This is a genomic window from Actinomycetospora lutea, assembly GCF_028737205.1.
Classification (GTDB): domain Bacteria; phylum Actinomycetota; class Actinomycetes; order Mycobacteriales; family Pseudonocardiaceae; genus Actinomycetospora; species Actinomycetospora lutea.
Window position 1 is genome coordinate 146,062 of the sequence record NZ_JAQZAL010000009.1, and the last position, 24,111, is coordinate 170,172.

A 24,111-nucleotide genomic window follows, 5' to 3' on the forward strand; every position below is an offset into this window, starting at 1 on the left:
TCAGTAGACCTCGGGCAGCAGGAGATCGGCAGGCGGGTTCTCCGGCTTGTACTTCCCGGCCCGGGCACCCTCGTGGATCTCCTCCGGGGAGACGCCCTGGGCGCGGGCCTCGACGAGCTGGTCGGGGTCGAACCACTCGCCGATGGGGTTCTCGGCGAACTCCCGCGACGCCCAGATCCACTCCTTGGACACCGCCCAGTCGCCGAACGCGTCGAACTGGATCTCCACGCCGTTGCCCTCGGGGTCGGCGTAGTACATCGACATCGTGATGCCGTGGTCGAGGCACATGAACGGCGTGATCCCGTGGTCGCGCAGCCGCTCGTAGTTGTCCAGCCACTGGCCGAACGAGTCGTACTCGAACGCCGTGTGGTGCAGGCCCGCGCTGGTCGGCTTGTTGACCGGCTTGTGCACCGCGGGGTGGGCGATGAGCGCGATGCGGTGGTTGGCCGCGTCGTTGGTCAGCCAGGCCGCGGTCTCGGCGTAGTGCACCGGGTAGAGCCCGCACACCAGCCCGTACCAGCGGACCATCTCGTCCAGCTTGAGGGTCAGGAACGTCGCGTGGTGCAGCTTCGGCGGGATGATCGGGGACTGCTTGTGCTCGTTCATCGGGGGTCCTCTCGGTCGGGGGACACGGAGCGCAGCGGAGCTGGACCCGTGACCTGCGTCGCGACCCAGTCCAGGACGGTCTCGACGTACTGCTTCGGGGCGTGCTCGTGCATGGAGTGCGGCATGTCCGGGAACGAGCGGTAGTCGACCCGCTGCCCGGCCTCGGCGACCAGCTCGCAGGCGCGGCGGGCCTGCGCGTCGGTGGACGCGCCGATCAGGCGGCCGGTCTGCTCGTCGACGGTCCGGAAGTGGTGGGTGAACAGCACCGGGACACGGACCCGGCGCAGCATCGTCTCGTGGTCGCAGGACGCCGTCGCGGCGCCGGAGACGAACGCGCGACCCCACTCCGGGTCGTACTCGCGCAGGTTCTGGCCCGGCGGCGGGTACGCGTCCGGAGCGGGCGGCGGGATCATCGACACCATCGCGCGCAGGATCTCGGGCGGCAGCGCTGTCGGCAGGGCGCGCATCAGCCCCTCGAGGTCGCCGACCTTCCACTGGTCGCCGAGCCAGGTGTTCCACGCGGTGAACACCGGTCCGATGGCCTGCCGGATGCCCGGGCCGATGGCCGGCGTCGTCTGGCTGGCGAACACCGGCGGGTCCTCCCACACGGCGCCCCGGATCACCCCCGGCTTGGCGAAGGCCGACAGCCACGCCGAGAGCACCCCGCCCGACGACATGCCGCTGACCAGCGTCGGGCGACCGATCACCAGGTCGATGAACCGCTCGAGGTCGCCGCCGAACGTGTCGATCGTGTACCGGCCCGGCGTCCACGTGGAGCGCCCCTGTCCGCGCAGGTCGACGGCGTGGACCCAGAAGTGCTCGGCGAGCAGCGGCATGGCCGCCTCGTAGCCCCACCACGACTCCGACTGCCCGGGGATCAGCAGCAGCGGCGGCGCCGCGGGGTCGCCGGCGGTCGCGTGGTTCATCCGGATCTCGCCGAGGTCGACGAGGTGCTCGTCGAACCCGTGGGACACGAAGGTGCCCTCGCGGTCGGTGGCCTCGAGGTAGGTCACGAGGCACCTCCCACGAAACGGTGCTGCATCTGTCCCAGCCCCGAGCACCAGCTGACGAGCTCGTCGCCGTCGCCGAGGAAGCGGGGCGGGCTCATGCCCGCGCCGATGCCGGCGGGCGTGCCGGTGAACACGACGTCGCCGGGCAGCAGCGTCACGATCGCCGACAGGCGCGCGACGATCTCCCCGACGCCGAACACCATGGCCCCGCTGCGGCCCTTCTGGACGCTCTCGCCGTTGACCAGGCACCCGAGCTCGAGGTCGTCGGGGTCGTGGCCGGCGGCGCGCAGCTCGTCGACGGTGACGAGCGCCGGCCCGACCGGGCTGAAGCCGGGGTAGGACTTGCCCAGCCCGAACTGGGCGGGCGGTGCCGCGAACTGCGTCGTGCGGTCGGAGAGGTCCTGGCCGATCGTCAGGCCGGCGACGTGCTCCCAGCCCCGGGCCGCCGGGATGTCGTGCCCGCCCTCGCCGATCACGGCGACCAGCTCGACCTCCCAGTCGACGTTCCCCGGCGAGAGCCGGATCGCGCCGCGCGGGCCGGTGAAGCTCGACGCGTACTTGGTGAAGACCACGGGCTCGGTCGGCACCCCCATGCCCGACTCGGCGGCGTGGTCGCGGTAGTTCAGGCCGATCGCGAAGACCTGGGGCGGGCGCGGGGTGAGCGCGCCGAGCCGGTCCGGGTCCAGCGGCGCCGCGTCGGCGAGCGACGCCGTCGCGGCCCAGTCGCGGAACTCCGCCCACCGGTCGTAGACCGCCTGGGGGTCGGCGGCGAAGCGGCCGCCGCTGGCGCGCCCGACGTCGACGCCCCGCAGGTCGTCGGGGCCTCCGTGATCGTCCGGGGCCGGGTCCAGCAGGGTGAGTCGCCCGTCGTGGTTGACGATGCGCACGGGAGTACGTCCTCTCTCTAGACGAGCGCTGTGACGCCGTCGGTCAGGCCGAGCAGGGCCCGGCCGTAGACCTCGGTGGAGATCGCCGGGCTGATGACCGCGTGGCGCGAGGCGACCTCGGAGTCGCGCCAGATCCGCTGCAGGGGGCTCGCCTCGGCGAACGACCCGGCGCCGTGGGCCGAGACGAGCGTCCGGATCGCCTCGCGCGCGTTCTCGATCGCCGCGCCGGTGTCCATCCGCACCCGGGCCCGGGCCGCGTAGTCGGGGTACACGCCGTCGGCGGCCGCCTGGTCGATGTCGGCGGCGGCGCGGTAGGCGAACAGGTGCGCCGCGTCCACGAGCGAGGCCGCCTTGGCCACGGCGAGCTGGAACGTCGGGGCGTCGGTCTGGACGTCGTAGAAGGTGTAGGAGACCGACCGCTTCGGCGCCTTCTCGATGACGAGGTCGAGCGCGGCCTGGGCGAGCCCGAGCTGCGGGCCGGCGAGGACGAGCGCGGCGACCGGGACGAACGCCGAGCGGTAGAGCACCTCGTCGGTGTGCTCGGTGGCGTAGCGCCCGCCGATCGCGGCCGGGACCGAGACGACCCGGTGCTCCGGGATCAGCACGTCGCGCGCGACCAGGGTGTTCGAGCCCGTGCCGCGCATGCCGGCGACGAACCACGTGTCGGTGATCGTGAGCTCGCTCATCGGCACCAGCGCCAGGCCCTGGTCGACGACCTCGCCGCGCTCGTCGGGCACCGGGAAGCCGACCACGGCCCACTGCGCGTGCAGGCAGCCCGACGCCCAGCCCCACGACCCGGTCACGCGGTAGCCGCCGTCGACCTTCGTCGCCTCGGCCGACGGGGCGAGCACGCCGGCGATGCGGGTGCCCGGCGTGTCCTCCCACAGGTCGCGCTGGGCGCGGTCGCCGAAGAGCCCGGCGAAGAACGAGCAGACGTTCATCAGCGTCGTCACCCACGCCGTCGAGCCGCAGCCGCGGGCGAGCTCGCGGGACACCTCGAGCTTGGTGCGGATGTCGGTCTCGAGGCCGCCGAGACGCCGCGGCTTCATGATCGAGAAGAGGCCGGCCTCGTCGATCAGCGCGATGACCTCGTCCGGGACCCGTCGGTCCTCCTCGGTGCGGGTCGCGTGACGCGCCAGCTCCGGGACGATCGCGCGCGCCCGGCCGACCAGGTCGGCGCGCAGGGCGCGGGCGGCGTCGGACGTGCCGGGGCGGTCGAGCGAGAACGTGGACAGAGCGGGTGCGGACATCGGGGGCACGGACGTCGTGGTCATGGGTTGAACCTCCGGGTGAGCGTGACCTGGGCCACGAGCCGGACGCTACGGTGCTAAGTTATAAGATGTCAACGCGCGCTACGATGCCGCGCATGCCGGATCAGCAGGGGGTGGCGGTGGACGGTGGCCTGCGCTCGGTCGCGTCGCGCAAGGCGTCGGCCGTGGACCTCGTGCTGCACGAGATCCGCCGGTCGATCCTGTCCGGCGAGCTGCCGCCGGGGCGCCCGTTCACGGTTCCGGCGCTCACCGAGCAGCTCGGGGTCAGCCACGTGCCGGTGCGCGAGGCGCTGCGCCAGCTCGAGGCCCAGGGGCTGATCACGCTGAGCCCGTCGCGCAGCGCGATCGTCACCCCGCTCGACCCCGACGACCTGCGCGCGATCTACCGGCTGCGCATCACCGTCGAGCCCGAGCTCGCCGCGCTGTCGGCCCCGCACCGCACCGACGAGGAGATCGCCCACCTCGACGCCCTGGTGCGCGAGACGTTCGGCGAGGTGCTCCAGGAGGCGTTCTGGGCGCCGCACCGCGCGTTCCACGCGGCGATGATCGAGCCGGCCGCGAGCGACTGGGACCGGCGGATGCTCGCCCCGCTCTGGGACGCCTCCGAGCGCTACACGCGCCTGGTCTTCGACCCGGTCGAGGCGCCCGAGTCGTTCGCGGCCCACCGCGCGCACGTCCACGACGCGCTCGTCGACGCCGCGCGCTCCCGGGACCCGCAGCGCGTGCGCGACGCCGTGCGCGAGCACCTCGAGAACAACCTCGCCACGATGCTGCACGAGATGCGCACGCTCGACGCCGCGCGCCGGCAGCGGTGGAGCGGCCGCGATCAGGAGCCCGGGGGCAGGCTCGCCACCTCGTGACGCCAGGCGGTGTCGAGGGTGAAGCCGCCGCCGAGGTCGGGGAGCTCGGCGAGGTCCTCGGGCGGCAGCTCGCGGGGGATGCCGCCGGCGCGGGCGACGGCGAGCGTCATCGCGGCGAGGGTGTCGACGCTGCGGGCGCGCAGCACGGCCTGCTCGACCGAGCGCCCGGTCGCGGTCAGGCCGTGGCCCCGCAGGAGCACGACGGGCCGGTCGCCCAGCGCCGCCACCATCGCGCCCGCCAGCTCCCGGTTCCGCACGAGCACCGCCCGCGGGTACACCGGCACCCCGCCGGCGGCCAGGTGCGCGCCGGGAATGTCGAAGGCGCCGACGATCGGGCGCAGGACGAGGCCCGCGAGGTCGGCGGCGACGGTGTCGGACGGGTGGGCGTGCACGACGGCGTCGACGTCGGGGCGCGCGCGCAGCACCTCGGTGTGCAGCGGCAGCTCGTTGGGGACCGCGTAGCCCTCGTCGGCGCCGTCGAGGAGCTCCCCCTCCAGGGTCACCGTGCGCACGTCGTCGGGCGTGGTCCACGCCAGCCCCCGCTCCCGCGGGCCGCGGCACCGGACCAGGGCCCGGTCCTCGCCCACCCGCAGGCTGACGTGCCCGAGCACCCCCGGCGCGAGCCCGCGGTGGGCGAGCACGCGGCACGCGGTGGCGACGAGGGCGCGCCGCTCGTCGAGATCGCTCATCCCTTGACCCCGATCCCGCCGTCGGGGTGCACGACGTCACCGGTGATCCCCCGCGAGCGCTCCGAGGCGAGCGCGACGTAGCTCCACGCGTGGTCCTGCGCGGTCAGCGCCACCTGCAGCGGCACGCGCGCGGCCAGCTCGGCGGCGCGGTCGGGGGTGTCGGCGAGGCGCCGGTCGGCCTGCCCCAGGCTCGCGGCGCCGCGCAGGTCGGTGTGCACCGTGCCGCCCGGCGCGACGGCGTTCACCCGCACCTCGGGGGCGAGCTCGTGGGCCAGCGCGGTGACCAGCCCGCGCACGGCGAACTTCGAGCCGACGTACAGCACCCCGCCGCGGCCCGGGTAGAACGACGAGGTCGACGCGGTGAGCACGACCGCGCCGCGGTGGGTGCGCAGCTGGTCGAGCGCCGCGCGCACGCCGTGCAGGTGGCTCTTGACGTTGACGGCGAACACCTCGTCGAAGGCGGCGTCCAGCACGTCGGGGTCGATGTCGGCGAGCCCGCGGTAGAAGTCGAAGATCCCGACGCAGCTGACGAACAGGTCCAGCCCGCCGAACGCCTCGACCGTCGTGGCGACCGCGCGCTCGTTGTCGGCGCGGGTGGTGGCGTCGCCGGTGACGACAGGGACCGCGGCGGACCGCAGCGCGGCCGCCTTGTCGGCGTCCTTCTCCAGGGCGGCGACCCGCGCGCCCTCGGCGTGGAACGCGTCGACCACGGCCCGCCCGATGCCCGACCCCGCGCCCACGACGAGCGCGCGGCGCCCGGCGAGCCAGTCAGTCATCGGCGTCGGTGACCAGCGGGCCGTACGGGTTGCCGATCATCGCCGAGAACACGTCGTCGGACTGCCATGTCAGCGCCTCGAGCTCGAGGGGGCACAGCGACACCCACTGCCCGGAGCGCGGCGACTCGATGAGCAGCCGCGCCCCGTTGCGCGTCTCGACCTTGCGCACGCGGACCTCGGCGAACTCGTTGCCCAGCACGATGGGCTCGTCCCCGCTCACAGGAAGATCGCCAGGTTCTGGGTGCGCAGCACCGACTCGTCGACGCTGACCGTGCGGCGCGCGAGCATCCAGTGCCCCGCCGACGGGGCGGCGCGCGTGGGGTCCCGGCGCAGCACGTCCTCGCGTCCCGCCGAGATCAGCGAGGGCTCGCGGACGTCGCCGCGGCTGCGGAAGAGCAGCACCGCGGACTCGACGACGATCTCGTCCTCGGTGTGGTCCAGCGGGAACGTGCGCACGTTGCCGACGTGGTGGCGCAGGCGCGAGGGCGGGTCCTCGGTCCAGGCGTGCTCGGTGGCGAACCGGGCCACGCGCCGGGAGAGCGAGTAGTGGTCCTCGTCGAAGTGGGCCATGCCGGGCGCGGTGTCGAACCCCGCGCCGCGCGCCGTCGAGACGCGCACCGGCATCAGGTAGCGGACGTCGGCGGTGAGCAGGGACATCCAGGTGTCGTAGTCCTGGGTGTCGAGCAGCGCGGCCTCGTCGACGAGGAACTGGTGCGCCTCCAGGTGGCGGGGGTCGCCGAACGACAGGCAGCGCGCGACGGTGCGGGGCGACGGCGCGGTCACGGCCGTGTTCCCTGCTCGAGCCCCCCGAGGTCGCCACTGCCGAGATCGACCGTGCCGACGGCCGGTGGCGGCGCCTCGAGGGCGTCGGCCCAGGCCCGGAGCATGGCGCGCTGGTTGTGCTCGCCGAACCCGACGTGGGCGACGCCCGGCCCGGAGAAGTGCGCGAGCGGCGGCGACACGGGCTTGTCGTCGGCGAGCAGGCCCATCCGGCTGTTGAGCCGCAGGCGCCGCGCCATCGAGCCCGCCGCCGTCGAGGTGATCGACACCCAGTTCTCGACGTCGTCCTGCTCGAACATCCCGGTCGACCCGAAGCACATCAGGTACGCCTTGTACGAGAGCTCCTTGAACCGTTCCGGGGCGCCCCGGTCCACCGCGAACCACGAGAGCACCTCGGTCTCGTCGGCCGCGACCGGCTGCCACTGGCGCAGCGAGATGAACGGGACCACCTCGTCGGAGTCGGTGTTCTCGACCTTGGGCCAGTTGTGCACCAGCGAGAGGTTCGGGAACACCGAGGCCGCCGAGACCATGAAGCCGTCGTCGCCGACCATCGCCAGGTGCGCGTCGCTCCACGTCGCGCGCATCCGGGCGATCATCTCGTCGGGGTAGCCGACGTAGCGCAGGCGCTCGTCGAGGGTGCCGGGCGGGAGCTTGTAGGTGGTCCCGCCGCCGCGGCCCGCCCAGTAGAGCGCGCCCTCCTTGCGCTTCGACGCCTTCGGCTCGCGGAAGAGCCCGATCTCCACGACGCTCGAGTGCGTGTGCGGCGTGTGGTAGCTGTCGCCGGCGAAGTTCTCCGCGCCGATCTTCCAGTTGGCCTTCACGCGCCACCGCTGCGGCCCGACGAGCTCGATGCCCTCGGGGCTCTGCTGCGTGTAGAAGTCCAGGTAGAACGCGAAGTCGCCCAGGTACTCGCGCAGCGGCGGCGCCGCGGGGTCGAGGCTGACGAAGATCAGCCCGTTGTAGGTGTCGAGCGACGGGGCGGGCAGCAGGGCCTGTCCCTTCTTGCGGAACCCCTCCTCGCCGCCGTAGGCCTCGCCGTGGAAGGGCAGCCCGACGAGGCGGCCGTCGTTCTTATACGACCACCCGTGGTACGGGCAGCGGAAGTGCGACGCGTTGCCCATCTCGGCGCGGCAGACCTGCATCCCGCGGTGCAGGCACATGTTGAACATCGCGCGCACCACGCCGGACTCGTCGCGGCTGACGATGAACGAGTCGTCGACGACCCGGCGCACGACGTAGTCGCCCGGGCGCGGGATCTCCGACTCGTGCGCGAGGAACAGCCACGAGCGCCCGAAGACGCGCTCCCGCTCGAGGGCGAAGATCTCGTCGTCGTTGTAGATGTGCGCGGGGATCATCCCCTGCCGCACGTCCTCGAGGACGGCTCCCTGATCCCGCATGCGGAGCTCCTTTTCTGCTCAGCAGATAGCTTCTCCTCTGTGTAGAGGTTGCGGGACAGACGGCGGGGTCGTCAAGCCGTGCACGTCAGAGCAGCAGCGCGTCGATCTCCCGCGCGGCCTCGCGCACGGCCTCGAGCATCGCCGACCAGCGCGGCTCCCCGAGCCGGCTCACCGGCCCCGACGCGTTGACGGCGTGCCGGGGTGTGCGGGCGGCGGAGAGCGCGACGGCGATCGAGCCGACCCCCTCCTCGCTCTCCTCCTGGCTGGTCGCGTAGCCGGCGCGGCGGATCGCCTCGAGGTGCTCGAGCAGCTCGGTGCGCGTGCCGATCGAGTGCGGCGTCATCTGCACGAGCGCCTCGTCGGGGTAGAGCGCGCGCACCTCGTCGTCGGTGAGCGTGGCCAGCATCGCCTTGCCGTTCGACGTGCAGTGCGCCGGCACCGACCGGCCCAGACGCCCGCCGACGCGCAGGGCCCGGCTGCTCTCGAGCGAGTCGATGAAGTGCACGTGGTCGCCCTCGAGCCGCCCGAGGTGCACGGTCTCCTCGAGCGTCGCGTTGAGCTTCTCCAGCACCGGGCGCGCCTGGGTGCGCACGTCGAGGCGGCGCAGGATGCCGAGCGCGACGTCGTCGAGCGACGGGCCGGGCACGTAGCTGCGCGTCGCGGCGTCCTGCCGCACGAACCCGCGGTACTGCAGCATCGCGAGCAGCCGGTGGGCGGTCGAGGTGGCGACCCCGAGGTACTGGCTGACGTCGGTCAGCCGCAGCCGCGGCTGGCTGCCCAGCAGCAGCAGCACCTTGAGGGCGTTGTCGACCGAGTCGATCGGGTACTGCGGCGTCGACCCGTACTCGGGTGCCGGCGCGGCGCGGTCCATGCGCCGAGCCTACGGACACTCTGCTGTGCAGAAGACGGTCACGACGCCGGCAGGATGAACGCCACCCAGCAGAGCACCGGCGCCACGACGATGAGCGTGAGCCCCCACGCCAGGAGCGTCCGGAACACCTGCGGCCGCCCCTCCTCCGGGGCGTTGGCGAGGGTCAGCGCGCCGACCGAGGAGAACGGCGTCGAGTCGACGACGGTCGCCGAGATCGCGAGCGCGACGATCACCCCGGCCGCCCCGATCTCCCCGCTGACCAGGAACGGCGCCGCGAGCGGGATGAGCACCCCGAGCAACCCCGCACTGGACGCGAACGCCGACGTCGCCGCGCCGACCAGGCAGAGCAGGAACGCGACGAGCAGCGGCACGCCGAGCCCGGAGATGCCGCGGCCGACGGCGTCGATCGTGCCGTAGCGCTCGAGCGCCTCGACGTAGGTGACGACGCCGCAGATCAGCAGGACGACCGACCAGACGATGCGCTTGTCGGCGCCCTTGACCCGCTCCGGGAACGCGAGGTGCAGCAGCGCGGCGCCGAGCAGCGCGAGGAACCCGATCTCGGCACCGAACACCAGCGCGCCGACCGCGACCGCGACGACCACGGCCAGCGAGATCCACTGGTCGACGCGCAGGGTGGTGCGGGGAGCGACGGTGTCGGTGAGGGTGCCGGTGGAGCCGGCCGTCGCCGTCGCGACGGCACCGTCGGGGCGCGGCGGGGCCGGGGTGGCGCCGGGACCCGAGCCCGTGGCGGCCACGGTCTCCCCGACCGGCCCCTCGGGCCGCACCGTGCCCCGCTCGTGACGCAGGCGCAGGCCGCCGAACAGGACGTAGGCGACGGCGCCGAGCACCAGGTTGGCGGCGAGGTTGCCGAAGAACAGCTGCGCCGGCGCGACGTCGAGCCCGGCGGCCCCGGCGGCCCGGTTGACGATCACCGCGAGCCCGTTGAGCGGCGAGAAGTTCCCCGCCGACGAGCCGTGGATGACCATCAGCGCGGACAGCCGGCGGTCGATGCCGTAGCGCTCCCCCAGCCCCATGCACAGCGGGGCGAGCATGGCCACGCCCGCCGGACCGAGCGCGCCGGCCAGGGTCGGGATCGCCGCGAACAGGAAGATCAGCCAGGGCACCAGCGCCGGCCGGTCGCCCAGCAGCCCGCAGGCGCGGTCGAGCAGCCAGGCGAGCGTGCCGTTCACCGTGACCAGCCCGAACAGGTAGGTCACGCCCACGAGCAGCACGAACAGGTCGGGAGGGAAGCCGGACAGCAGGTCGTCGACGCCCTCGCCGGCCACCAGCGTCCCGACGAGGAACGTGGCGATGAGGGCGAGGACGCCGATGTTGACCGGGCGCAGCGTGCCGATCACGAAGACCAGCACCAGGCCGACGACCCCGATGACGTGGATGGACACGATCACCACTCCCGTCCAGCAGAAAGGTTCTCTGCGGTGGAGAAGAGTGTCTGGCAGGCTCGACCCGTGTCAACCGTCACAGGGAGCACCGGTGCCGACCTGGTCGTCGCCTGCCTGGCCGCCGAGGGCGTCGACGTCGTCGCCGGCGTGCCCGGCACGACGGTCATGGACGTGATCGACGCGATCGCCCGCCACGACCGCGTCCGCTACCTGGCGACGCGCCACGAGCAGGTGGCGGGGTTCCTCGCCGACGGGCTGTCGCGCGGGGGCGGGCTCGGCGCGTGCCTGGTCTCGCGGGGACCGGGCGCGGCGAACGCGGCCATCGCCGTGCAGAACGCCTACGACGAGTCGGTGCCGATGCTGCTGCTCGTCGGGCAGGTCGCCGACCGGATCGTCGAGCGCCGCGCCTTCGAGGAGGCCGACGTCGTCGCCACCTTCCGGCCGATGAGCAAGTGGGCGGTCGAGGTCCGGCGCGCCGACCGCATCCCCGAGCTGCTCCAGCGCGCGGTCCGCACCGCGGTGACCGGGCGGCCCGGGCCGGTCGTGGTGTCGCTGCCCCTCGACGTCCTGCAGGACACGGTCGAGGGCGTCGCTCCCGCCCGCCGGTGGCGCGCCCGGCCGCCGGCACCCGACGCCGAGGGCGTCGCCGCGGCGGCCGCGGTGATCGCCGAGGCGGCCCGTCCGCTCGTGATCGTCGGCGGCGGGGCCGCCGGGGCGCCCGGGGTGCTGACGGCGCTCGCCGACCGGGCGGGCGCACCGCTGGTGACCACCTGGCTGCGCCAGGGCGCGGTGTCCCACGACCACCCCGCGTACCTCGGGTCGCTGGGCTACGGGGTCCACGACGTCACCTGGCGCGCCGCCGCGGAGGCCGACGTCGTGGTGGCGCTGGGCTGCCGGTTCTCCGAGTTCAGCACCCGGCGCTGGACGCTGCTCGCCGAGGACGTCCGCCTCGTGCACGTCGACGTCGACCCCGTCGAGCTGGGTCGCGTGTACGTGCCCGAGATCGGCCTGGTCGCCGACGCCGCGGCGGCCGCGACCGCCCTGACCGCGGCCCTGCCGGCGCCGCCGGCGGAGCGCCTCGACCGGCGGAAACGGCTGCGCGTGGAGTACGAGGAGGCGTCGTCGCCCGACTCCCCCGTGCTCGACGCCGACGACCCCCGCGGCGGGGTGAGCAGCCGCGCGGCCGTCGCGGCCCTGCAGCCCCTCGCCGAGCGCGACGACGTCCGGCTCGTCCAGGACGCGCCGAGCTTCGGGCCGTGGACCCACCGCTACCTGCGCCTGCCCGGGCCCGGGCGCTTCTCCGGCTCCGCCGGTGGGGCGATGGCGTGGGGCCTGCCCGCCGCCATGGGCCTGACGCTCGCCGACCCCGCGCGCCGCGCGGTGTGCGTCAGCGGCGACGGCAGCTTCTGGATGGTCGCCCAGGACCTCGAGACCTGCGTGCGCGAGGGCATCCCGGTCGTCAACGTCGTGATGAACAACAACGCCTACGGCAACACCCGCGACCGCCAGCGCCTCGCCCACGAGGAGCGCTACCTCGGCGTCTTCTACGGCAACGCCGACCTCGCGGCGTTCGCGCGGTCGCTGGGCGGGTTCGGGGTCCGCGTCGAGCGCGACGAGGAGCTCGCCCCGGCGCTGCGCGCGGCCCTCGACCAGGACCTGCCCGCGGTGATCGACGTCATCCAGGACCCGATGTACGGGCTGCCGCCCGGCCTGGTCCCGCCGGCGTCGCGGTGAGATCGGCGATGACCCGCATCCCGGTCACGCTGGCCTGCTGGGACTACGACCGCACCCGCGCGCTCGAGGACGGCACGGTCACCGTCGACGGCGTCGACCTCACCTACCTGCGGCTCCCGGTCGAGGAGACGTTCTTCCGCATGCTGCGCCACGGCGAGTTCGACGCGGCCGAGATGTCGCTGGCGTCCTTCGTGACGCGCGTCGCCGCCGGGGACCGCCCCTTCGTCGCGATCCCGGTCTTCCCCTCGCGCGCCTTCCGCCACCACGGGATCTACGTGCACACCGGCGCCGGCATCCGCGAGCCCGCCGACCTGGCCGGGCGCGTCGTCGGCGTGCCCGAGTACCAGCTGACGGCGTGCGTGTGGATCCGCGGCATCCTCGCCGACCACCACGACGTCCCCGTGGCCTCGGTGCGCTACCGCACCGGCGGCATGCACGCCCCGGGCCGCGTCGAGAAGCAGGCGCTCGCCCTGCCCCCGGAGATCGACGTCGCGCCGATCCCGCCGGACCGCACGCTCGCGGACATGCTCGTCACCGGGGAGATCGACGCGCTCTACGCCCCCCGCACGCCGCGCCCGCTGCGCGAGGGGAACCCGGCCGTCGCGCGCCTGTTCGCCGACCCCCGCGCCGCCGAGGAGAACTACGCCGCGGCCACCGGCATCTTCCCGATCATGCACGTGATCGTCCTGCGCGCCGACGTGCACGAGCGCGTCCCGTGGCTCGCCCGCTCACTGACCGACGCGTTCTGCCGCGCCAAGGCCGTCACCGAGGAGCGGCTCGACGAGGTCGCGGCGAACCCGACGATGCTGCCCTGGCTCTACGACGAGATCGCCCGCGTGCGCGCCCTGCTCGGGCACGACTTCTGGCCCTACGGGCTCGAGCCCAACCGGCACGTGCTCACCACGTTCCTGCGCCACGCGCACGAGCAGGGGCTGACGGCGCGACGCCTCACCCCCGACGAGCTGTTCGTGCCCTCGACGCACGAGGCGCACGTGGTCTAGCGCTGGGCGCGGATCGTCCCCGGGGTGGCGCCGAGGCGCTTCTTGACGACCCGGTTCATGTGGCTCTGGTCGGCGAACCCGCAGGTCCGGGCGATCTCGGGCAGCGGCGTGCTCGTGCGTTGCAGCAGCAGCCGCGCGCGGTCGAGGCGCCGGCGCAGGACGAACTCGTGGGGCGTCGTCCCGGTCGAGCCGCGGAACTGGCGCGCGAAGTGGAACTTGGACAGGCCCACGGAGGCCGCGAGGTCGTCGAGCGTGAGCCGCTGGTGGAGATGGGTCTGGATGTAGTCGCGGACGAGGTGCTCCTGGCGGAAGTTCAGGCACTCGGGCGCGTCGGGGCTGCGGAACAGGATGTTCGCGTGCCGGCGCAGGATCGTCACCGAGAGCTGGGTGGTCAGCGCGTCGACCAGCAGCTCGCTGCCGACGCCGCCCTGCGCCGCCTCCTGGGCGATGGTCATCGCGGTCCGGTGGATGGCGGGGTCGTCGGCCTTGATGGTGTCGTGCAGCTCGACGTCCTCGACCTCGCGGTCGTACATCTCGCGGCAGGTCGCCGCGAGCTGCTCGTGGGTCAGGTAGACGTGCACGACCTCGATCGGCGTGTCCCACGTCCAGTGCGACTCGGCCGCCCGTGTCAGCAGCGACACGTCCCCGGGGCGCAGCTGCTCGTGGTGCCAGGTGCTGTCGATCCGGCGGCGCATGTCGGTGACGCCCCGCCGATAGGCGACGACCATGAAGTCGCGCATCGCGGGGACCTCGACGTCCGAGTCCTCGTAGCGGTAGCCACGGACCGAGACGCCCCGCCAGCTGTCGTCCGGGCTGCACACGGTGAGGTCGCCCGGCACCCAGGTCGGCAGTTGGTCGGGGACGATGAGCTCGTCGGTCATCTGCTCGACCCCTCACCGTTCGTGCCTGCCCCATCACGGTAAGCGTGACCCGGGTCACGGGACCAGGGGACAGCAAGGGTGTCCAACGCCCGGTTGCGCACGTCCAACGTCCTTCTCGCGCCCGTCGCGGGCCGTCTGAGCTGCGACGACGCCGGTGCTGCGCGATCGGCACCGCAAGCCCGTCCCATCGCGGCGGCGGATCGTCCAAGCCCGCGCCCGCCCGCCGGCCCCACCGTGCTCCCACCACCCCTGCGGGACGAGGAGCGACGCCGATGTCCACCACCACGGAGAGCCCACCCGGGAGCGGCACCGACACGGTGGACGCGGTGATCATCGGCGCCGGCTTCTCGGGCCTCTACATGCTGCACAAGCTGCGCGACGAGCTCGGCCTGCACACGCGCGTGGTCGAGGCCGGCGACGGGGTGGGGGGCACCTGGTACTGGAACCGCTACCCGGGCGCGCGGTCGGACTCGGACTCCTACATCTACGGCTTCACCTTCGACCGCGACCTCTGGGAGTCGTGGGAGTGGAGCGAGCGGTACCCGGAGTCGCACGACATCCGCCGCTACCTCGAGCACGTCGCCGAGCGCTTCGACCTCGCGAAGGACATCACCTTCGGCACGCGGGTGACCGCCGCGACCTGGGACGACGAGCACGCCCACTGGACGGTGACCACCGACGGCGGGGAGACCGTCGTCGCCACCTACGTGATCTCCGCGGTGGGCGCGCTGTCCGCGTCGAATACCCCGCAGTTCGCGGGCATCGACACCTTCGCCGGCCCGATCTACCACACCGGGGAGTGGCCCCACGAGGACGTGGACTTCCGCGGCCGGCGGGTCGGCATGATCGGCTCCGGCGCCAGCGCCGTACAGGCCACGCCGCTGATCGCGGCGCAGGCCGCCGAGCTGACGGTATTCCAGCGGACCGCGAACTACATCGTCCCGGCCAACAACGGACCGGTCGACGAGGACGTCAAGGCCGAGCGTCTGAAGGACTGGGCCGGCATCCGCGAGCGCATCCAGAACTCGAACTTCGGCTTCGAGCTCTACCTGCAGGAGAAGGGTGCGGCCGACGCCTCCGACGAGGAGCGCGAGGCGCTGCTCGAGGACTTCTGGAACCGCGGCGGCTTCCACATCTGGCTGGGCTCCTACGCCGACATCTTCTTCTCCACCGAGGCCAACGACCTGGTGCGGGGGTTCCTCGACCGCAAGATCCGGGAGAAGGTGCACGACCCCGCGACCGCGGAGCTGCTCGTCCCGAAGGGCCATCCCTTCGGCTGCAAGCGCAACCCGCTGGACTCGGGGTACTTCGAGACCTTCAACGAACCCCACGTCCACCTCGTGGACGTGAAGTCGAACCCGATCGCGGCGATCACCGAGCACGGGCTGCGGCTCTCCGACGGCACCGAGTACACGGTCGACGCCCTGGTGTTCGCCACCGGCTTCGACGCGATGACCGGGCCGCTGCACCGCATCGACCTCCGCGGTCGCGGCGGGCAGCTGCTCCGCGAGAAGTGGGCGGAGGGCCCGCGCACGTACCTCGGGCTGATGAGCCACGGCTTCCCGAACCTGTTCACGGTGACCGGCCCGCAGAGCCCGTCGGTGCTGTCGAACATGCCGGTGTCGATCGAGCAGCACGTCGACTACATCGGCCGGATCATCGACGACCTGCGCGCGCGGGGCGCCGCCCGGATCGAGCCGACCAGGGAGGCCGAGGACGGCTGGTGCGCCTACAACCAGGAGATCGCGAACGCGACGCTCTTCCCGACGGCGGACACCTGGTACATGGGCGCGAACATCCCCGGCAAGCCGCGGCAGTTCCTGCCGAACCTCGACTTCGTCGGCCCGTACCGGGCCAAGTGCGACCGGATCGCCGAGAACGGCTGGGAGGGCTTCGCCATCGACAGGCAGGCCGTGCCGCCCGGCGAGCACGTGTACACCTGGGCGGTGGCGTGATGATCGACAATCCCTACTACTCCCCCGAGTTCCACGGCGAGTACGAGCTGGTCGGCGTCGGGCGGCTGGATCTCGAGGAGGGCGGGGCGATCCCCGACTGCCGGCTCGCGGTGGCGACCTTCGGCTCGCCCGGCAACCCGCCGATCCTGGTGCCGACGTGGTACTCGGGCACCCACCAGATCTTCCGCGAGCTGTACATCGGCGAGGGCCATGCGCTCGACCCGTCGCGGTACTTCATCGTCGTGGTCGACCAGATCGGCAACGGGCTGTCGACCTCGCCGCACAACGCCGCGGGCGCCAACGAGGGGATCGCGATGTCGGCGTTCCCCCACGTCCGCATCGGGGACGACGTCGTCGCGCAGGAGCGGCTGCTGCGCGAGCACTTCGGGATCGAGCGCCTCGAGCTCGTCGTCAGCGGGTCGATGGGCGCGCAGCAGACCTACGAGTGGGCGGTGCGGTTCCCGGACAAGGTGCGCCGCGCCGCCCCGATCGCGGCCACCGCGCAGAACACCGATCACGACTTCCTGTTCGCGCGCACCCTGATCGAGGCGATCACCTCGGATCCCGGGTTCGCCGGGGGCGAGTACGCGTCGAACGCCGAGGTGGTGGCGGGGCTCGAGCGCCACGCCCGGATGTGGGGCGTGATGGGCTTCTCCACGGAGTTCTGGAAGCAGCGCGTCTACACCGCGCTGGGCTTCGAGGACATGGACGCGTTCCTCTCCGGGTTCCTGCAGCCCTACTTCACCGCCATGGATCCCGACGACCTGCTCGCGATGGCCTGGAAGTGGCAGCGCGGCGACGTCGCCCGGCACACCGGCGGCGACCTCGCGGCGGCCCTCGGGCGGATCACCGCGAAGACGTTCGTCATGCCGATCAGCGAGGACATGTTCTTCCCGGTGCGCGACTGCGCCGCCGAGCAGGCCCTGATCAAGGGCTCCGAGCTACGGGTCGTCGACGACGTCCTGGGCCACCTCGGGCTCTTCGCCGTGAACCCCGAGTTCATGCCCCAGATCGACACCCACCTGCGCGAACTACTGGACACCCCGGTATGAGGAGGACGCGACCATGAGCGACACGATGAAGGCCCTGGCGTTCCTGGGCTCGGGCAAGGTCGGGCTCGTCGAGCGGGCGATCCCGCACGCGGGCCCGGGCGACGCGGTCGTGCGGACCACGGCCTCGCTGATCTGCACGTCCGACGTGCACACCGTCGCCGGCCTGCTGCCGGTGCCCGAGGGCCGGCTCCTCGGGCACGAGAGCGTCGGCGTCGTGCACGAGATCGGCGAGGGCGTGACGTCGGTGCGGGTCGGCGACCGCGTGGCCGTCAACGCCGTCACCCCGGACGGGACGTGCGACAACTGCCAGGCCGGCTACACCTCGCAGTGCCGCGGCGCGCTCGGCGGCTACCGGTTCACCGTCCAGAAGGACGGCAACATGGCCGAGTACTTCCACGTGAACGACGCCGACTACAACCTCGCGCCGATCCCGGAGGGTCTCGCCGACGAGGTCGCGGTCTACGCCTGCGACATGCTCTCGACCGGCTTCATCGGCTCCGAGAACGCGAACATCCCCATCGGTGGGACGGTCGCGATCTTCGCCCAGGGCGCGGTCGGGCTGTCCGCGACCATCGGCGCGAAGCTGCGCGGCGCCGGGCTCGTCATCACGGTCGAGGGCATCCCCGGCCGCCAGGAGCTGTCACGGCGCTTCGGCGCGGACGTCGTCCTCGACCCGGCGTCGGGGAACGTCGCCGAGCAGATCGTCGAGCTGACCGACGGCGGCGCGGACTCGACGGTCGAGGCGCTGGGCAACCAGGTCACCTTCGAGGGCGCGCTCTACGCCACCCGGCCCGGCGGCACGCTGTCCAACGTCGGCTACCACGGCGAGTCGGGCCCGACGGTGACGATGCCGCTCGACGCCTGGGGTCTCGGGATGGCCGGCAAGAAGATCGTCACCGACCTCTGCCCGGGCGGCCGGTTGCGGATGGAACGCCTCATGCGCCTACTGGTCAACGGCAAGGTCGACCCGACCCCGATGACCACGCACCGGATGGGGATCGACCAGGTCGAGGAGGGCTTCGCGATGATGAGCGAGAAGCGCGACGGGATCGTGAAGCCGCTGATCACGTTCTGAGCGCGGTGCCGTGTCCGGCGGGGTCGTCGGCGTGCGCGTCGGCCTGACGATCCTGCCGGAGCACGACCCGTCTATAAGTGCGTGCTGATATCGTCGGAGTGCCCTTCTCGCCGGCAGACCGGGAGCGCTCCGCCATGAGGTACACCGTCTCGATCGAGCTCGGCCTGCCGCGGGAGAGGGCGGTCCAGCTGCTCGCCGACTCCGCGCACCTGCCGAAGTGGCTACGAGGCCTGGTGCTGCACGAGCCGCGGAACGGGATGCACGGGCAGGTCGGCACCCAGTCCCGGGTCGTGCTGCGGATGGGGCAGCAGGAGATGGAGTGCACCGAGACCATCACGCGCCGGGAGCCGGCGAGCCTGCACGGGATCCCGAGCGACCGCGTCGTCCACTTCGACCGCGAGATCGTCGCCGAGGGCATGTGGAGTGCCGTGCGCGACCGGCTGACCGAAGCCGGTCCGGAGACGACGCTCTGGGAGAGCGAGAACGAGTACCGGTTCACGGGCCTGCCGATGCGACTCATGGCGCCCGTCATGCGCGGCGCCTTCCGCAAGCAGTCGCGCCAGCACCTGCAGGACTTCAAGGCGTTCGCCGAGCAGGGAACGGACGTCCGCGAAGCAGGTTGATCAGAGGGGGACGTGGGGTCGTCCGCCGGGTCTGGGGCGCTGTGCGGGGTCGATGAACCCGGGAGGGGTGAACCAGGGCCGGCCGTCGATCATGTGGATGGTCCAGTGGCCGTGGTGGATCAGCTGGTGGTGGTAGCGGCAGAGCAGGCACATGGTGTGCACCGCGGTGGCGCCGCGGTCGAGCCAGCTCTGCACGTGGTGGGCCTGGCAGCGCCGCGGGGCCCGGTCGCAGCCGGGGAACGCGCAGCCCCCGTCACGCGTGTTGAGGGCGCGGCGGATGGCGTCGGGGGCGGTGCGCTGGGCGCGACCCACGTCGAGGGGCTCGGACCGGGAGCTCAGGATCATGGGGACGATGTCGGCGTCGCAGGCCCACCGGCGCACCGTGGCCGCGTCCACCGCCAGCCCGGAATCGAGGGTGCCGTAGCCGCCCCGCCCGGCCAGCGCCGCGCACAGCCAGCGGTGATCGATCGTGACCGTCAACAGAGCGCGGCCGGGCCGCTCGGTCCAGCCCCGTTCGGGGGCGGGGCGGCGCGGCTCGGGGATCAGCGCCAACGGCGCGTCGCCGTGGACCTCGTCCTCGGCCTCGTCCCCGTCGTGGCGGGAGGCCTCGTTGCCGACCTCGGCCGACCCGTCGACGGCGTGATCGGGGGGCTCGTGGCTGCTCGCCTCATCGTCGTCGGTCGCGCCGTCACCTTCGCTCGGCGCGTTCGCTGCCGGCGAGCCGCCATCGCGGTCGGGCTCGTCGTGTCCTGCGCGGACGTCGGTGGCCAGACCGCGGGGGCCGCGGGCGTCCTGGACGAGGTCCTTGAACGCATCGGCGTTGCGCTTGACCATCCCGCGCTCGTCCTCGGAGCCAGCAGGCGCACTGAGGACCCCGAACACCTCGAGGACCATCTCGGCGTCCATCGGATCCCCGAGCCGCCCGGTGAACACCAGCGACCCGTCACGGCGGCGGTGCAACCGCAGCTCGTCGAAGTCGTCCTGCCCGTCGGGCGGGGCGGCGCCGTCGGGATCGTAGAGGTCGACCAGCCGCTTCGCGAGCCGGCGCAGCAGCCGCGGCGGCAGCGCCTGGGCGTGCTCGGCGAGGGTGCGCTCCACCCCGACCCACTCGTCGGGCGGGACCCGGTCGAGACGGTCCAGGTACGCCATCGTCTCCCGGATGATCTTCACGTGGGCCGGGTCGATCACCCCCGCCGCCAGCGCCTCCCCGGTGGTGGGCAGCCGCGCGGGCAGCGGCTCACCGAGAATCGAGGACCGCGCGCACAGATCCGCGGCCTCGGCCACCAGACGCTTCGCCTCGGCGGGGTCGAGGTTGTCCCGATCGGCCAGCAGCGACTCGGTGGAGCGGTAGCCGGTGGTCCCTGCCGTGCCGAGGTCGGTCAACGTCGCGATGGCTTCCAGTCGCGCGTGGTAGGCGCGACGCTGGGCGATCACGCACGCCGTAGCGCGGTCGAGAGCCTCACGCTCCACCGCCCCGACCCCGCGTTCGCTCATGTGTTCGAATCTAGCCGACACCCCCGACAACCCCGACCCGCGAAACTGAGACCGTCTCAGAGACCGCTCGCGGCAGGAACACGCGTGCACCCACCCTCCGGCGTCGGCCCCATGACCGTGGCGCCTGACCCGTACCTGGAGCTCGGCAGCACGTCGGCACAACGAGCTGGTCCTCGTCCCGCCTGCATGCCGACCTCGCCTCCCTGGCCGCGATGGTCAGCACTCGCAGCACCGGCTCGCCGGCTCGCCGGCGCCGAGGTCGCCGACCCGGGCCCGTTCCGCGCGACGATCAGCCCGCGGGGCGGTCGTCGACGCGCGCGAGCACGGCGTCGGCGATCTCCGCCCAGGTCTCGACCTGTGCCGCGTCGAGGCCGTCGAACACGAGCGACTGCACCGCCTCGACGTGCGCGGGTGCGGCCTGCTCGATCGCGGTGCGTCCCGCAGCGCCGAGGACGACGAGGGCGCCGCGGGCGTCGTCCGGGCAGTCCTGGCGCTCGACGAGGCCGCGTCGCTCCATGCGCGAGAGCTGGTGGGACAGGCGGCTCTTCTCCCACTGCAGGTGGTCGGCGAGCTCCTGGACGCGCAGGGGGCCGTCCCGCTCGCTCAGGGCCACGAGCACGTCGAAGTCGGCCAGCGACAGCCCCGAGTCGGCCTGGAGCCGCCGGTTGAGCTGGGCGTGCAGCCGCGCCTGCATGGCGAGGTGACCGCGCCACGCGCGCTGCTGGTGGTCGTCGAGCCACCGGGGGTCTGCCATGACGCCATCATAGTTGACACATCACCCAAGGACGAGCACAGTAGATGACATGTCAACGATCACCGAGACCCGCGACCGCATCCGCGACACCTACCTCAAGCCCCTCGGCGAGCGGCCGGCGTCGACGGCGCGCGGGCTGCACCACACGGCGCTGGTGTCGAGCGACGTCGAGCGGACCGTGCGCTTCTACCAGGACGTCCTCGGGTTCCCGCTCACCGAGCTGATCGAGAACCGCGACTACCCCGGGTCGTCGCACTTCTTCTTCGACATCGGCAACGGCAACCTCATCGCCTTCTTCGACTTCCCGGGCCTCGACGTCGGCCCGTACGCCGAGGTCCTGGGCGGGCTGCACCACCTGGCGATCAGCGTGGAGCCCGCGCGCTGGCAGGAGCTCGTCGAGCGCCTCGCGGCCGCCGGGGTCGAGCACGAGGTGCACAGCGGGGTGTCGGTGTACTTCCGCGACCCCGACGGCGCGCGCATCGAGCTCATCGCCGACCCGCTCGGCGAGATGTACGGCCACCAGGTGCTCTGAGGGCCTACCGCTCCAGCGCCGCCCGGTCCCAGGAGCCGCGGTCGGCGGCCGCCTCGTAGGTGTCCTGGAGGAAGTCGAGGAGGGTGCCCTCGGGGTCGGCGCTGGTGCGCACGGCCTCGTAGGGCAGCAGGAACTGCCCGCCCGCCTCGTAGTAGTACGCCTCCGACGGGCGCACCGGGTGCTGGGCGAACCCCGCCGGCTCCGGGTAGGCGTAGGCGTAGAACGCGCCCTCCTCGCCGCCGCCCGGCCAGAACCCGGCGCTGGACAGCTCGTGCGAGTAGCCCTCGACCATCACCCAGTCCCCGCAGTTGGGCGCGCCACCGGGGTGCTCCGGGGCGGTCCGGCCCGAGAAGCGGGTGACGGCCATGTCGAAGCTGCCCCAGAAGAAGTGCACCGGGCTGACCTTCCCGACGAACCGCGACCGGAAGGTCGACAGCACGCGGTCGGTGGCGACGAGCTGGCCCCAGAACCGGTGCACGGCGTCGGCGTCGTAGCTCGCGTGCTCGGTGTCCTCCTCGAACGGGATCGCGCGCACGACCTCGACGGGCCGCGTGCGGATCGGGATGTCGAGGCCGAGGTCGTCGAGGGCGCGCCGGGTCTCCTCCCAGAACGCGGCGACGGGCTTGGGCTCGAGGGCCACCGTGCGCTCCTCGCCGCTGCTCACCCGCAGGCGCAGGCGGTGCTCGACGAAGTCGAACTCGGCGTCGAACAGGCGCCGGCCCCACGGCACGGAGGACGTCGTGAGCCCGCGCGGCGAGACGTAGAGCGGGACCTGCCACCAGTGGTTGACCATCGGCGCCGCGGCCAGCCGGAGCTTGCCGATCACCTGGGTCCACATGTGCAGCGTGTCCCGCGTGTCCTCCCAGTCGGCGACGCGCAGCGAGGGCCAGGAACCGTCCGAGGTCATGGTCATGAACGTACGCGGTCGGCGCCGGTCGCCTCGGCGACGAAGCGGGCGATCGCCGCCGTGAACGCGCGGCGGCTCTCGGTCCAGGCGTAGAACATGTGCCCGCCCTCGAAGTGGTGCACGGTCAGGCGCTCGGCGGTGCCCGGGTCGAGGCGCATGAGGTTGCACAGGCGGTCGGTCGCGAAGTACGGCGTCTGCAGGTCGTGGCGGCCGTGGGTGATGAACGCCCGCGTGTGCGGGTTCAGCGCCATCCCGTAGCGGAAGTCGTCGGTCGCGCCGGGGATCGGCTGCAGGTACACGCCCGCGGCGTCGTTCTTCCACGCCGAGACCACCTCGACGTTGAGCAGCTTGTACTCGCGGTCGGTGTCGACGCCGATCTCCGAGCGCAGGATGCGGTTGACCCCCGCGGTGAAGACCGGGCCGATGCCGGTCAGCGTGGGATCGCCGCCGGCGAACACGTCGCGGTCGGGGAACGGGTCGGTGGTGGTCACCGTCGCGTCGTACCGGCCGACGACCCGGCCCTCGTCGCGCAGCAGCTCGCGGGTGAACTGGGCGACCCGCACCCGCCCCGCGACGCGGGTGACGAACGCCGGCGCCAGCCCGAGCAGGTCCGCGAGGCGCTGCATGACGCGCTCGCGCTCCTCGACCGGCATCGAGGCACCGCGGGTGAGGAACACGGCGTACTCGCCGGTCGCGAACTCCTCGGCCGCGCGGCGGACCTCGGCGAGCGGCGTCTCCGGCGTGGACGCCCGCGAGCGCCCGTGGTGGTGCGCGGCGAGGACCATGGTGGGTAGCACGTCGACCCACGGGACGACGTCGTAGTCGCCACCGCCGAGCGCCCCGACGGCGAGCCCCGCGAACTCCAGCGCCGGCGAGATGAGGATCGAGCCGGTGATGCCGATGCCCGCGCTCTCCTGCAGGACCCGGGTGAGCCGTCCGACCCGGTAGCCGCCGTAGCTCTCGCCCGCGAGGAACACCGGCGAGCTCCACCGGCCGTTCTCGCTGAGCCACCGCCCGATGAACTCGGCCATGGCCGCGAGGTCGCGGTCGGTGCCGAAGTAGGCGTTCGGGTCGGCGTCCTTCGACGCCTCGCCGTCGCCGTCCTTGTCGATCATGCGGCTGAACCCCGTGCCGACCGGGTCGACGAACACGAGGTCGGTGAACGCGAGCCAGGAGTCGTCGTTGGTCACGAGCCGCGGCGGCGGGGCGGGCATCGTGCCGTCGCCGGGAACGTCGACGCGCTGCGGGCCGAGCGCGCCGACGTGCAGGTACGCCGACGACGCGCCCGGGCCGCCGTTGAACACGAAGGTCACGGGCCGCTCCTCGCCGTCGCCCACGACGTAGGCGACGGAGAAGACCTCGGCGGTGGGCTTCTCGTCCTTGCGGAGCACGAGCCACCGCGCGGTCGCCGCGTACTCGACGCCGTTCCAGGTGCCGGTGGTCGAGGCGCCCTCGGGCGGCGCATGGGTGGTGCCGGTGCTGCTCGGTGCCGCGCCGGACGGTGCGGACGTGGCGGCGTCGCCGCTGCTCATGCTCACTCCTCGTGCCGGGTC

Annotated in this window: 24 protein-coding genes; 8 read left to right on the forward strand and 16 right to left on the reverse strand. The window is 72.9% G+C overall.

Going from position 1 to position 24,111, the window contains the following annotated elements:
* Genes PHK61_RS12235 through PHK61_RS12250 form a run of 4 tightly spaced genes read right to left on the reverse strand, consistent with a single transcriptional unit; the run spans position 1 to position 3,777 of the window.
* Positions 1-606 (reverse strand): VOC family protein, encoded by a 606-nt coding sequence (locus tag PHK61_RS12235; RefSeq protein WP_274281251.1) that lies wholly within the window; start codon positions 604-606, stop codon positions 1-3.
* A complete protein-coding gene (locus PHK61_RS12240; protein WP_274281252.1) occupies positions 603-1,619 on the reverse strand; it encodes an alpha/beta fold hydrolase in 1,017 nt (338 codons plus the stop codon). The genes PHK61_RS12235 and PHK61_RS12240 overlap by 4 nt, the downstream gene beginning before the upstream one ends.
* Positions 1,616-2,503, reverse strand: a complete 888-nt coding sequence (locus PHK61_RS12245; protein ID WP_274281253.1) for a fumarylacetoacetate hydrolase family protein — start codon at positions 2,501-2,503, stop codon at positions 1,616-1,618. Before PHK61_RS12245 ends, PHK61_RS12240 begins: the two co-directional genes overlap by 4 nt.
* A 17-nt stretch (positions 2,504-2,520) precedes the next feature.
* Positions 2,521-3,777 (reverse strand): acyl-CoA dehydrogenase family protein, encoded by a 1,257-nt coding sequence (locus tag PHK61_RS12250; protein WP_274281254.1) that lies wholly within the window; start codon positions 3,775-3,777, stop codon positions 2,521-2,523.
* Positions 3,778-3,869: 92 nt separating this feature from the next.
* Here PHK61_RS12250 and PHK61_RS12255 point away from each other — a divergent pair, with 92 nt between their 5' ends.
* Positions 3,870-4,634 carry a GntR family transcriptional regulator gene (locus tag PHK61_RS12255; protein ID WP_274281255.1) on the forward strand — a complete coding sequence of 255 codons (765 nt, stop codon included), beginning with the start codon at positions 3,870-3,872 and terminating at the stop codon, positions 4,632-4,634.
* Here the strand turns inward: PHK61_RS12255 and phtC are convergent.
* The 7 genes from phtC to PHK61_RS12290 form a co-directional block, all read right to left on the reverse strand.
* Positions 4,601-5,323, reverse strand: coding sequence for a 3,4-dihydroxyphthalate decarboxylase (gene phtC / locus PHK61_RS12260; protein ID WP_274281256.1), 723 nt, complete (start codon positions 5,321-5,323; stop codon positions 4,601-4,603). The two genes, PHK61_RS12255 and phtC, sit on opposite strands and share 34 nt — an antisense overlap.
* Complete coding sequence (gene hcaB, locus PHK61_RS12265) at positions 5,320-6,099, reverse strand: 3-(cis-5,6-dihydroxycyclohexa-1,3-dien-1-yl)propanoate dehydrogenase (RefSeq protein WP_274281257.1); 780 nt, start codon at positions 6,097-6,099, stop codon at positions 5,320-5,322. The genes phtC and hcaB overlap by 4 nt, the downstream gene beginning before the upstream one ends.
* Positions 6,092-6,319 (reverse strand): dihydrodiol dehydrogenase, encoded by a 228-nt coding sequence (locus PHK61_RS12270; RefSeq protein ID WP_274281258.1) that lies wholly within the window; start codon positions 6,317-6,319, stop codon positions 6,092-6,094. Before PHK61_RS12270 ends, hcaB begins: the two co-directional genes overlap by 8 nt.
* Positions 6,316-6,882, reverse strand: a complete 567-nt coding sequence (locus tag PHK61_RS12275; RefSeq protein WP_274281259.1) for a 3-phenylpropionate/cinnamic acid dioxygenase subunit beta — start codon at positions 6,880-6,882, stop codon at positions 6,316-6,318. The genes PHK61_RS12270 and PHK61_RS12275 overlap by 4 nt, the downstream gene beginning before the upstream one ends.
* A complete protein-coding gene (locus tag PHK61_RS12280; protein ID WP_274281260.1) occupies positions 6,879-8,276 on the reverse strand; it encodes a Rieske 2Fe-2S domain-containing protein in 1,398 nt (465 codons plus the stop codon). Before PHK61_RS12280 ends, PHK61_RS12275 begins: the two co-directional genes overlap by 4 nt.
* Before the next feature lie 85 nt (positions 8,277-8,361).
* Entirely contained in the window at positions 8,362-9,147 is a 786-nt protein-coding gene (locus tag PHK61_RS12285) for an IclR family transcriptional regulator (RefSeq protein ID WP_274281261.1), read from the reverse strand.
* A 38-nt stretch (positions 9,148-9,185) separates the two neighbouring features.
* The gene (locus PHK61_RS12290) at positions 9,186-10,550 is read right to left on the reverse strand and encodes an SLC13 family permease (protein WP_274281262.1); all 1,365 of its coding nucleotides are present in this window, start codon (positions 10,548-10,550) and stop codon (positions 9,186-9,188) included.
* Between the two features lie 66 nt (positions 10,551-10,616).
* Between PHK61_RS12290 and PHK61_RS12295 the strand changes: the two genes are divergently transcribed.
* Positions 10,617-12,284 (forward strand): thiamine pyrophosphate-binding protein, encoded by a 1,668-nt coding sequence (locus PHK61_RS12295; RefSeq protein ID WP_274281263.1) that lies wholly within the window; start codon positions 10,617-10,619, stop codon positions 12,282-12,284.
* Between the two features lie 8 nt (positions 12,285-12,292).
* Positions 12,293-13,285 carry a substrate-binding domain-containing protein gene (locus PHK61_RS12300; protein WP_274281264.1) on the forward strand — a complete coding sequence of 331 codons (993 nt, stop codon included), beginning with the start codon at positions 12,293-12,295 and terminating at the stop codon, positions 13,283-13,285.
* Here PHK61_RS12300 and PHK61_RS12305 read toward each other — a convergent pair.
* On the reverse strand, positions 13,282-14,166 hold the full coding sequence (locus tag PHK61_RS12305; protein WP_274281265.1) for a helix-turn-helix transcriptional regulator: 885 nt from the start codon (positions 14,164-14,166) through the stop codon (positions 13,282-13,284). The two genes, PHK61_RS12300 and PHK61_RS12305, sit on opposite strands and share 4 nt — an antisense overlap.
* Before the next feature lie 272 nt (positions 14,167-14,438).
* On the opposite strand from PHK61_RS12305, the gene PHK61_RS12310 reads away from it, so the two are divergent.
* From PHK61_RS12310 to PHK61_RS12325, 4 genes are all read left to right on the forward strand, one after another.
* The gene (locus PHK61_RS12310; RefSeq protein ID WP_274281266.1) at positions 14,439-16,121 is read left to right on the forward strand and encodes a flavin-containing monooxygenase; all 1,683 of its coding nucleotides are present in this window, start codon (positions 14,439-14,441) and stop codon (positions 16,119-16,121) included.
* On the forward strand, positions 16,121-17,173 hold the full coding sequence (locus tag PHK61_RS12315; protein ID WP_274281267.1) for an alpha/beta fold hydrolase: 1,053 nt from the start codon (positions 16,121-16,123) through the stop codon (positions 17,171-17,173). The genes PHK61_RS12310 and PHK61_RS12315 overlap by 1 nt, the downstream gene beginning before the upstream one ends.
* Before the next feature lie 13 nt (positions 17,174-17,186).
* Positions 17,187-18,248 carry an alcohol dehydrogenase catalytic domain-containing protein gene (locus PHK61_RS12320; RefSeq protein WP_274281268.1) on the forward strand — a complete coding sequence of 354 codons (1,062 nt, stop codon included), beginning with the start codon at positions 17,187-17,189 and terminating at the stop codon, positions 18,246-18,248.
* A gap of 134 nt (positions 18,249-18,382) precedes the next feature.
* A complete protein-coding gene (locus tag PHK61_RS12325) occupies positions 18,383-18,871 on the forward strand; it encodes an SRPBCC family protein (protein WP_274281269.1) in 489 nt (162 codons plus the stop codon).
* Here PHK61_RS12325 and PHK61_RS12330 read toward each other — a convergent pair whose 3' ends face one another.
* Entirely contained in the window at positions 18,872-20,365 is a 1,494-nt protein-coding gene (locus PHK61_RS12330) for an HNH endonuclease signature motif containing protein (protein WP_274281270.1), read from the reverse strand.
* A 289-nt stretch (positions 20,366-20,654) separates the two neighbouring features.
* Positions 20,655-21,119 carry a MarR family winged helix-turn-helix transcriptional regulator gene (locus PHK61_RS12335; protein ID WP_274281271.1) on the reverse strand — a complete coding sequence of 155 codons (465 nt, stop codon included), beginning with the start codon at positions 21,117-21,119 and terminating at the stop codon, positions 20,655-20,657.
* Positions 21,120-21,168: 49 nt separating this feature from the next.
* On the opposite strand from PHK61_RS12335, the gene PHK61_RS12340 reads away from it, so the two are divergent.
* Positions 21,169-21,651 (forward strand): VOC family protein, encoded by a 483-nt coding sequence (locus PHK61_RS12340; protein ID WP_274281272.1) that lies wholly within the window; start codon positions 21,169-21,171, stop codon positions 21,649-21,651.
* Positions 21,652-21,655: 4 nt separating this feature from the next.
* On the opposite strand, the gene PHK61_RS12345 is transcribed toward PHK61_RS12340, so the two are convergent.
* Together PHK61_RS12345 and PHK61_RS12350 are read right to left on the reverse strand one after the other, a co-directional pair.
* Entirely contained in the window at positions 21,656-22,558 is a 903-nt protein-coding gene (locus PHK61_RS12345) for a DUF5996 family protein (protein WP_337993955.1), read from the reverse strand.
* A 2-nt stretch (positions 22,559-22,560) separates the two neighbouring features.
* Positions 22,561-24,090, reverse strand: coding sequence for a S10 family peptidase (locus PHK61_RS12350; RefSeq protein WP_274281274.1), 1,530 nt, complete (start codon positions 24,088-24,090; stop codon positions 22,561-22,563).
* Positions 24,091-24,111: the final 21 nt, after the last annotated feature.

Bases quoted from the DNA above. Each gene is read 5' to 3' on its own strand.
- PHK61_RS12235 (WP_274281251.1), bottom strand. From the start codon at position 606: ATGAACGAGCACAAGCAGTCCCCGATCATCCCGCCGAAGCTGCACCAC.
- PHK61_RS12250 (WP_274281254.1), bottom strand. From the start codon at position 3,777: ATGACCACGACGTCCGTGCCCCCGATGTCCGCACCCGCTCTGTCCACG.
- PHK61_RS12255 (WP_274281255.1), top strand. From the start codon at position 3,870: ATGCCGGATCAGCAGGGGGTGGCGGTGGACGGTGGCCTGCGCTCGGTC.
- phtC (WP_274281256.1), bottom strand. From the start codon at position 5,323: ATGAGCGATCTCGACGAGCGGCGCGCCCTCGTCGCCACCGCGTGCCGC.
- hcaB (WP_274281257.1), bottom strand. From the start codon at position 6,099: ATGACTGACTGGCTCGCCGGGCGCCGCGCGCTCGTCGTGGGCGCGGGG.
- PHK61_RS12280 (WP_274281260.1), bottom strand. From the start codon at position 8,276: ATGCGGGATCAGGGAGCCGTCCTCGAGGACGTGCGGCAGGGGATGATC.
- PHK61_RS12285 (WP_274281261.1), bottom strand. From the start codon at position 9,147: ATGGACCGCGCCGCGCCGGCACCCGAGTACGGGTCGACGCCGCAGTAC.
- PHK61_RS12300 (WP_274281264.1), top strand. From the start codon at position 12,293: ATGACCCGCATCCCGGTCACGCTGGCCTGCTGGGACTACGACCGCACC.
- PHK61_RS12305 (WP_274281265.1), bottom strand. From the start codon at position 14,166: ATGACCGACGAGCTCATCGTCCCCGACCAACTGCCGACCTGGGTGCCG.
- PHK61_RS12310 (WP_274281266.1), top strand. From the start codon at position 14,439: ATGTCCACCACCACGGAGAGCCCACCCGGGAGCGGCACCGACACGGTG.
- PHK61_RS12315 (WP_274281267.1), top strand. From the start codon at position 16,121: ATGATCGACAATCCCTACTACTCCCCCGAGTTCCACGGCGAGTACGAG.
- PHK61_RS12320 (WP_274281268.1), top strand. From the start codon at position 17,187: ATGAGCGACACGATGAAGGCCCTGGCGTTCCTGGGCTCGGGCAAGGTC.
- PHK61_RS12325 (WP_274281269.1), top strand. From the start codon at position 18,383: ATGAGGTACACCGTCTCGATCGAGCTCGGCCTGCCGCGGGAGAGGGCG.
- PHK61_RS12330 (WP_274281270.1), bottom strand. From the start codon at position 20,365: ATGAGCGAACGCGGGGTCGGGGCGGTGGAGCGTGAGGCTCTCGACCGC.
- PHK61_RS12335 (WP_274281271.1), bottom strand. From the start codon at position 21,119: ATGGCAGACCCCCGGTGGCTCGACGACCACCAGCAGCGCGCGTGGCGC.
- PHK61_RS12340 (WP_274281272.1), top strand. From the start codon at position 21,169: ATGTCAACGATCACCGAGACCCGCGACCGCATCCGCGACACCTACCTC.
- PHK61_RS12345 (WP_337993955.1), bottom strand. From the start codon at position 22,558: ATGACCTCGGACGGTTCCTGGCCCTCGCTGCGCGTCGCCGACTGGGAG.
- PHK61_RS12350 (WP_274281274.1), bottom strand. From the start codon at position 24,090: ATGAGCAGCGGCGACGCCGCCACGTCCGCACCGTCCGGCGCGGCACCG.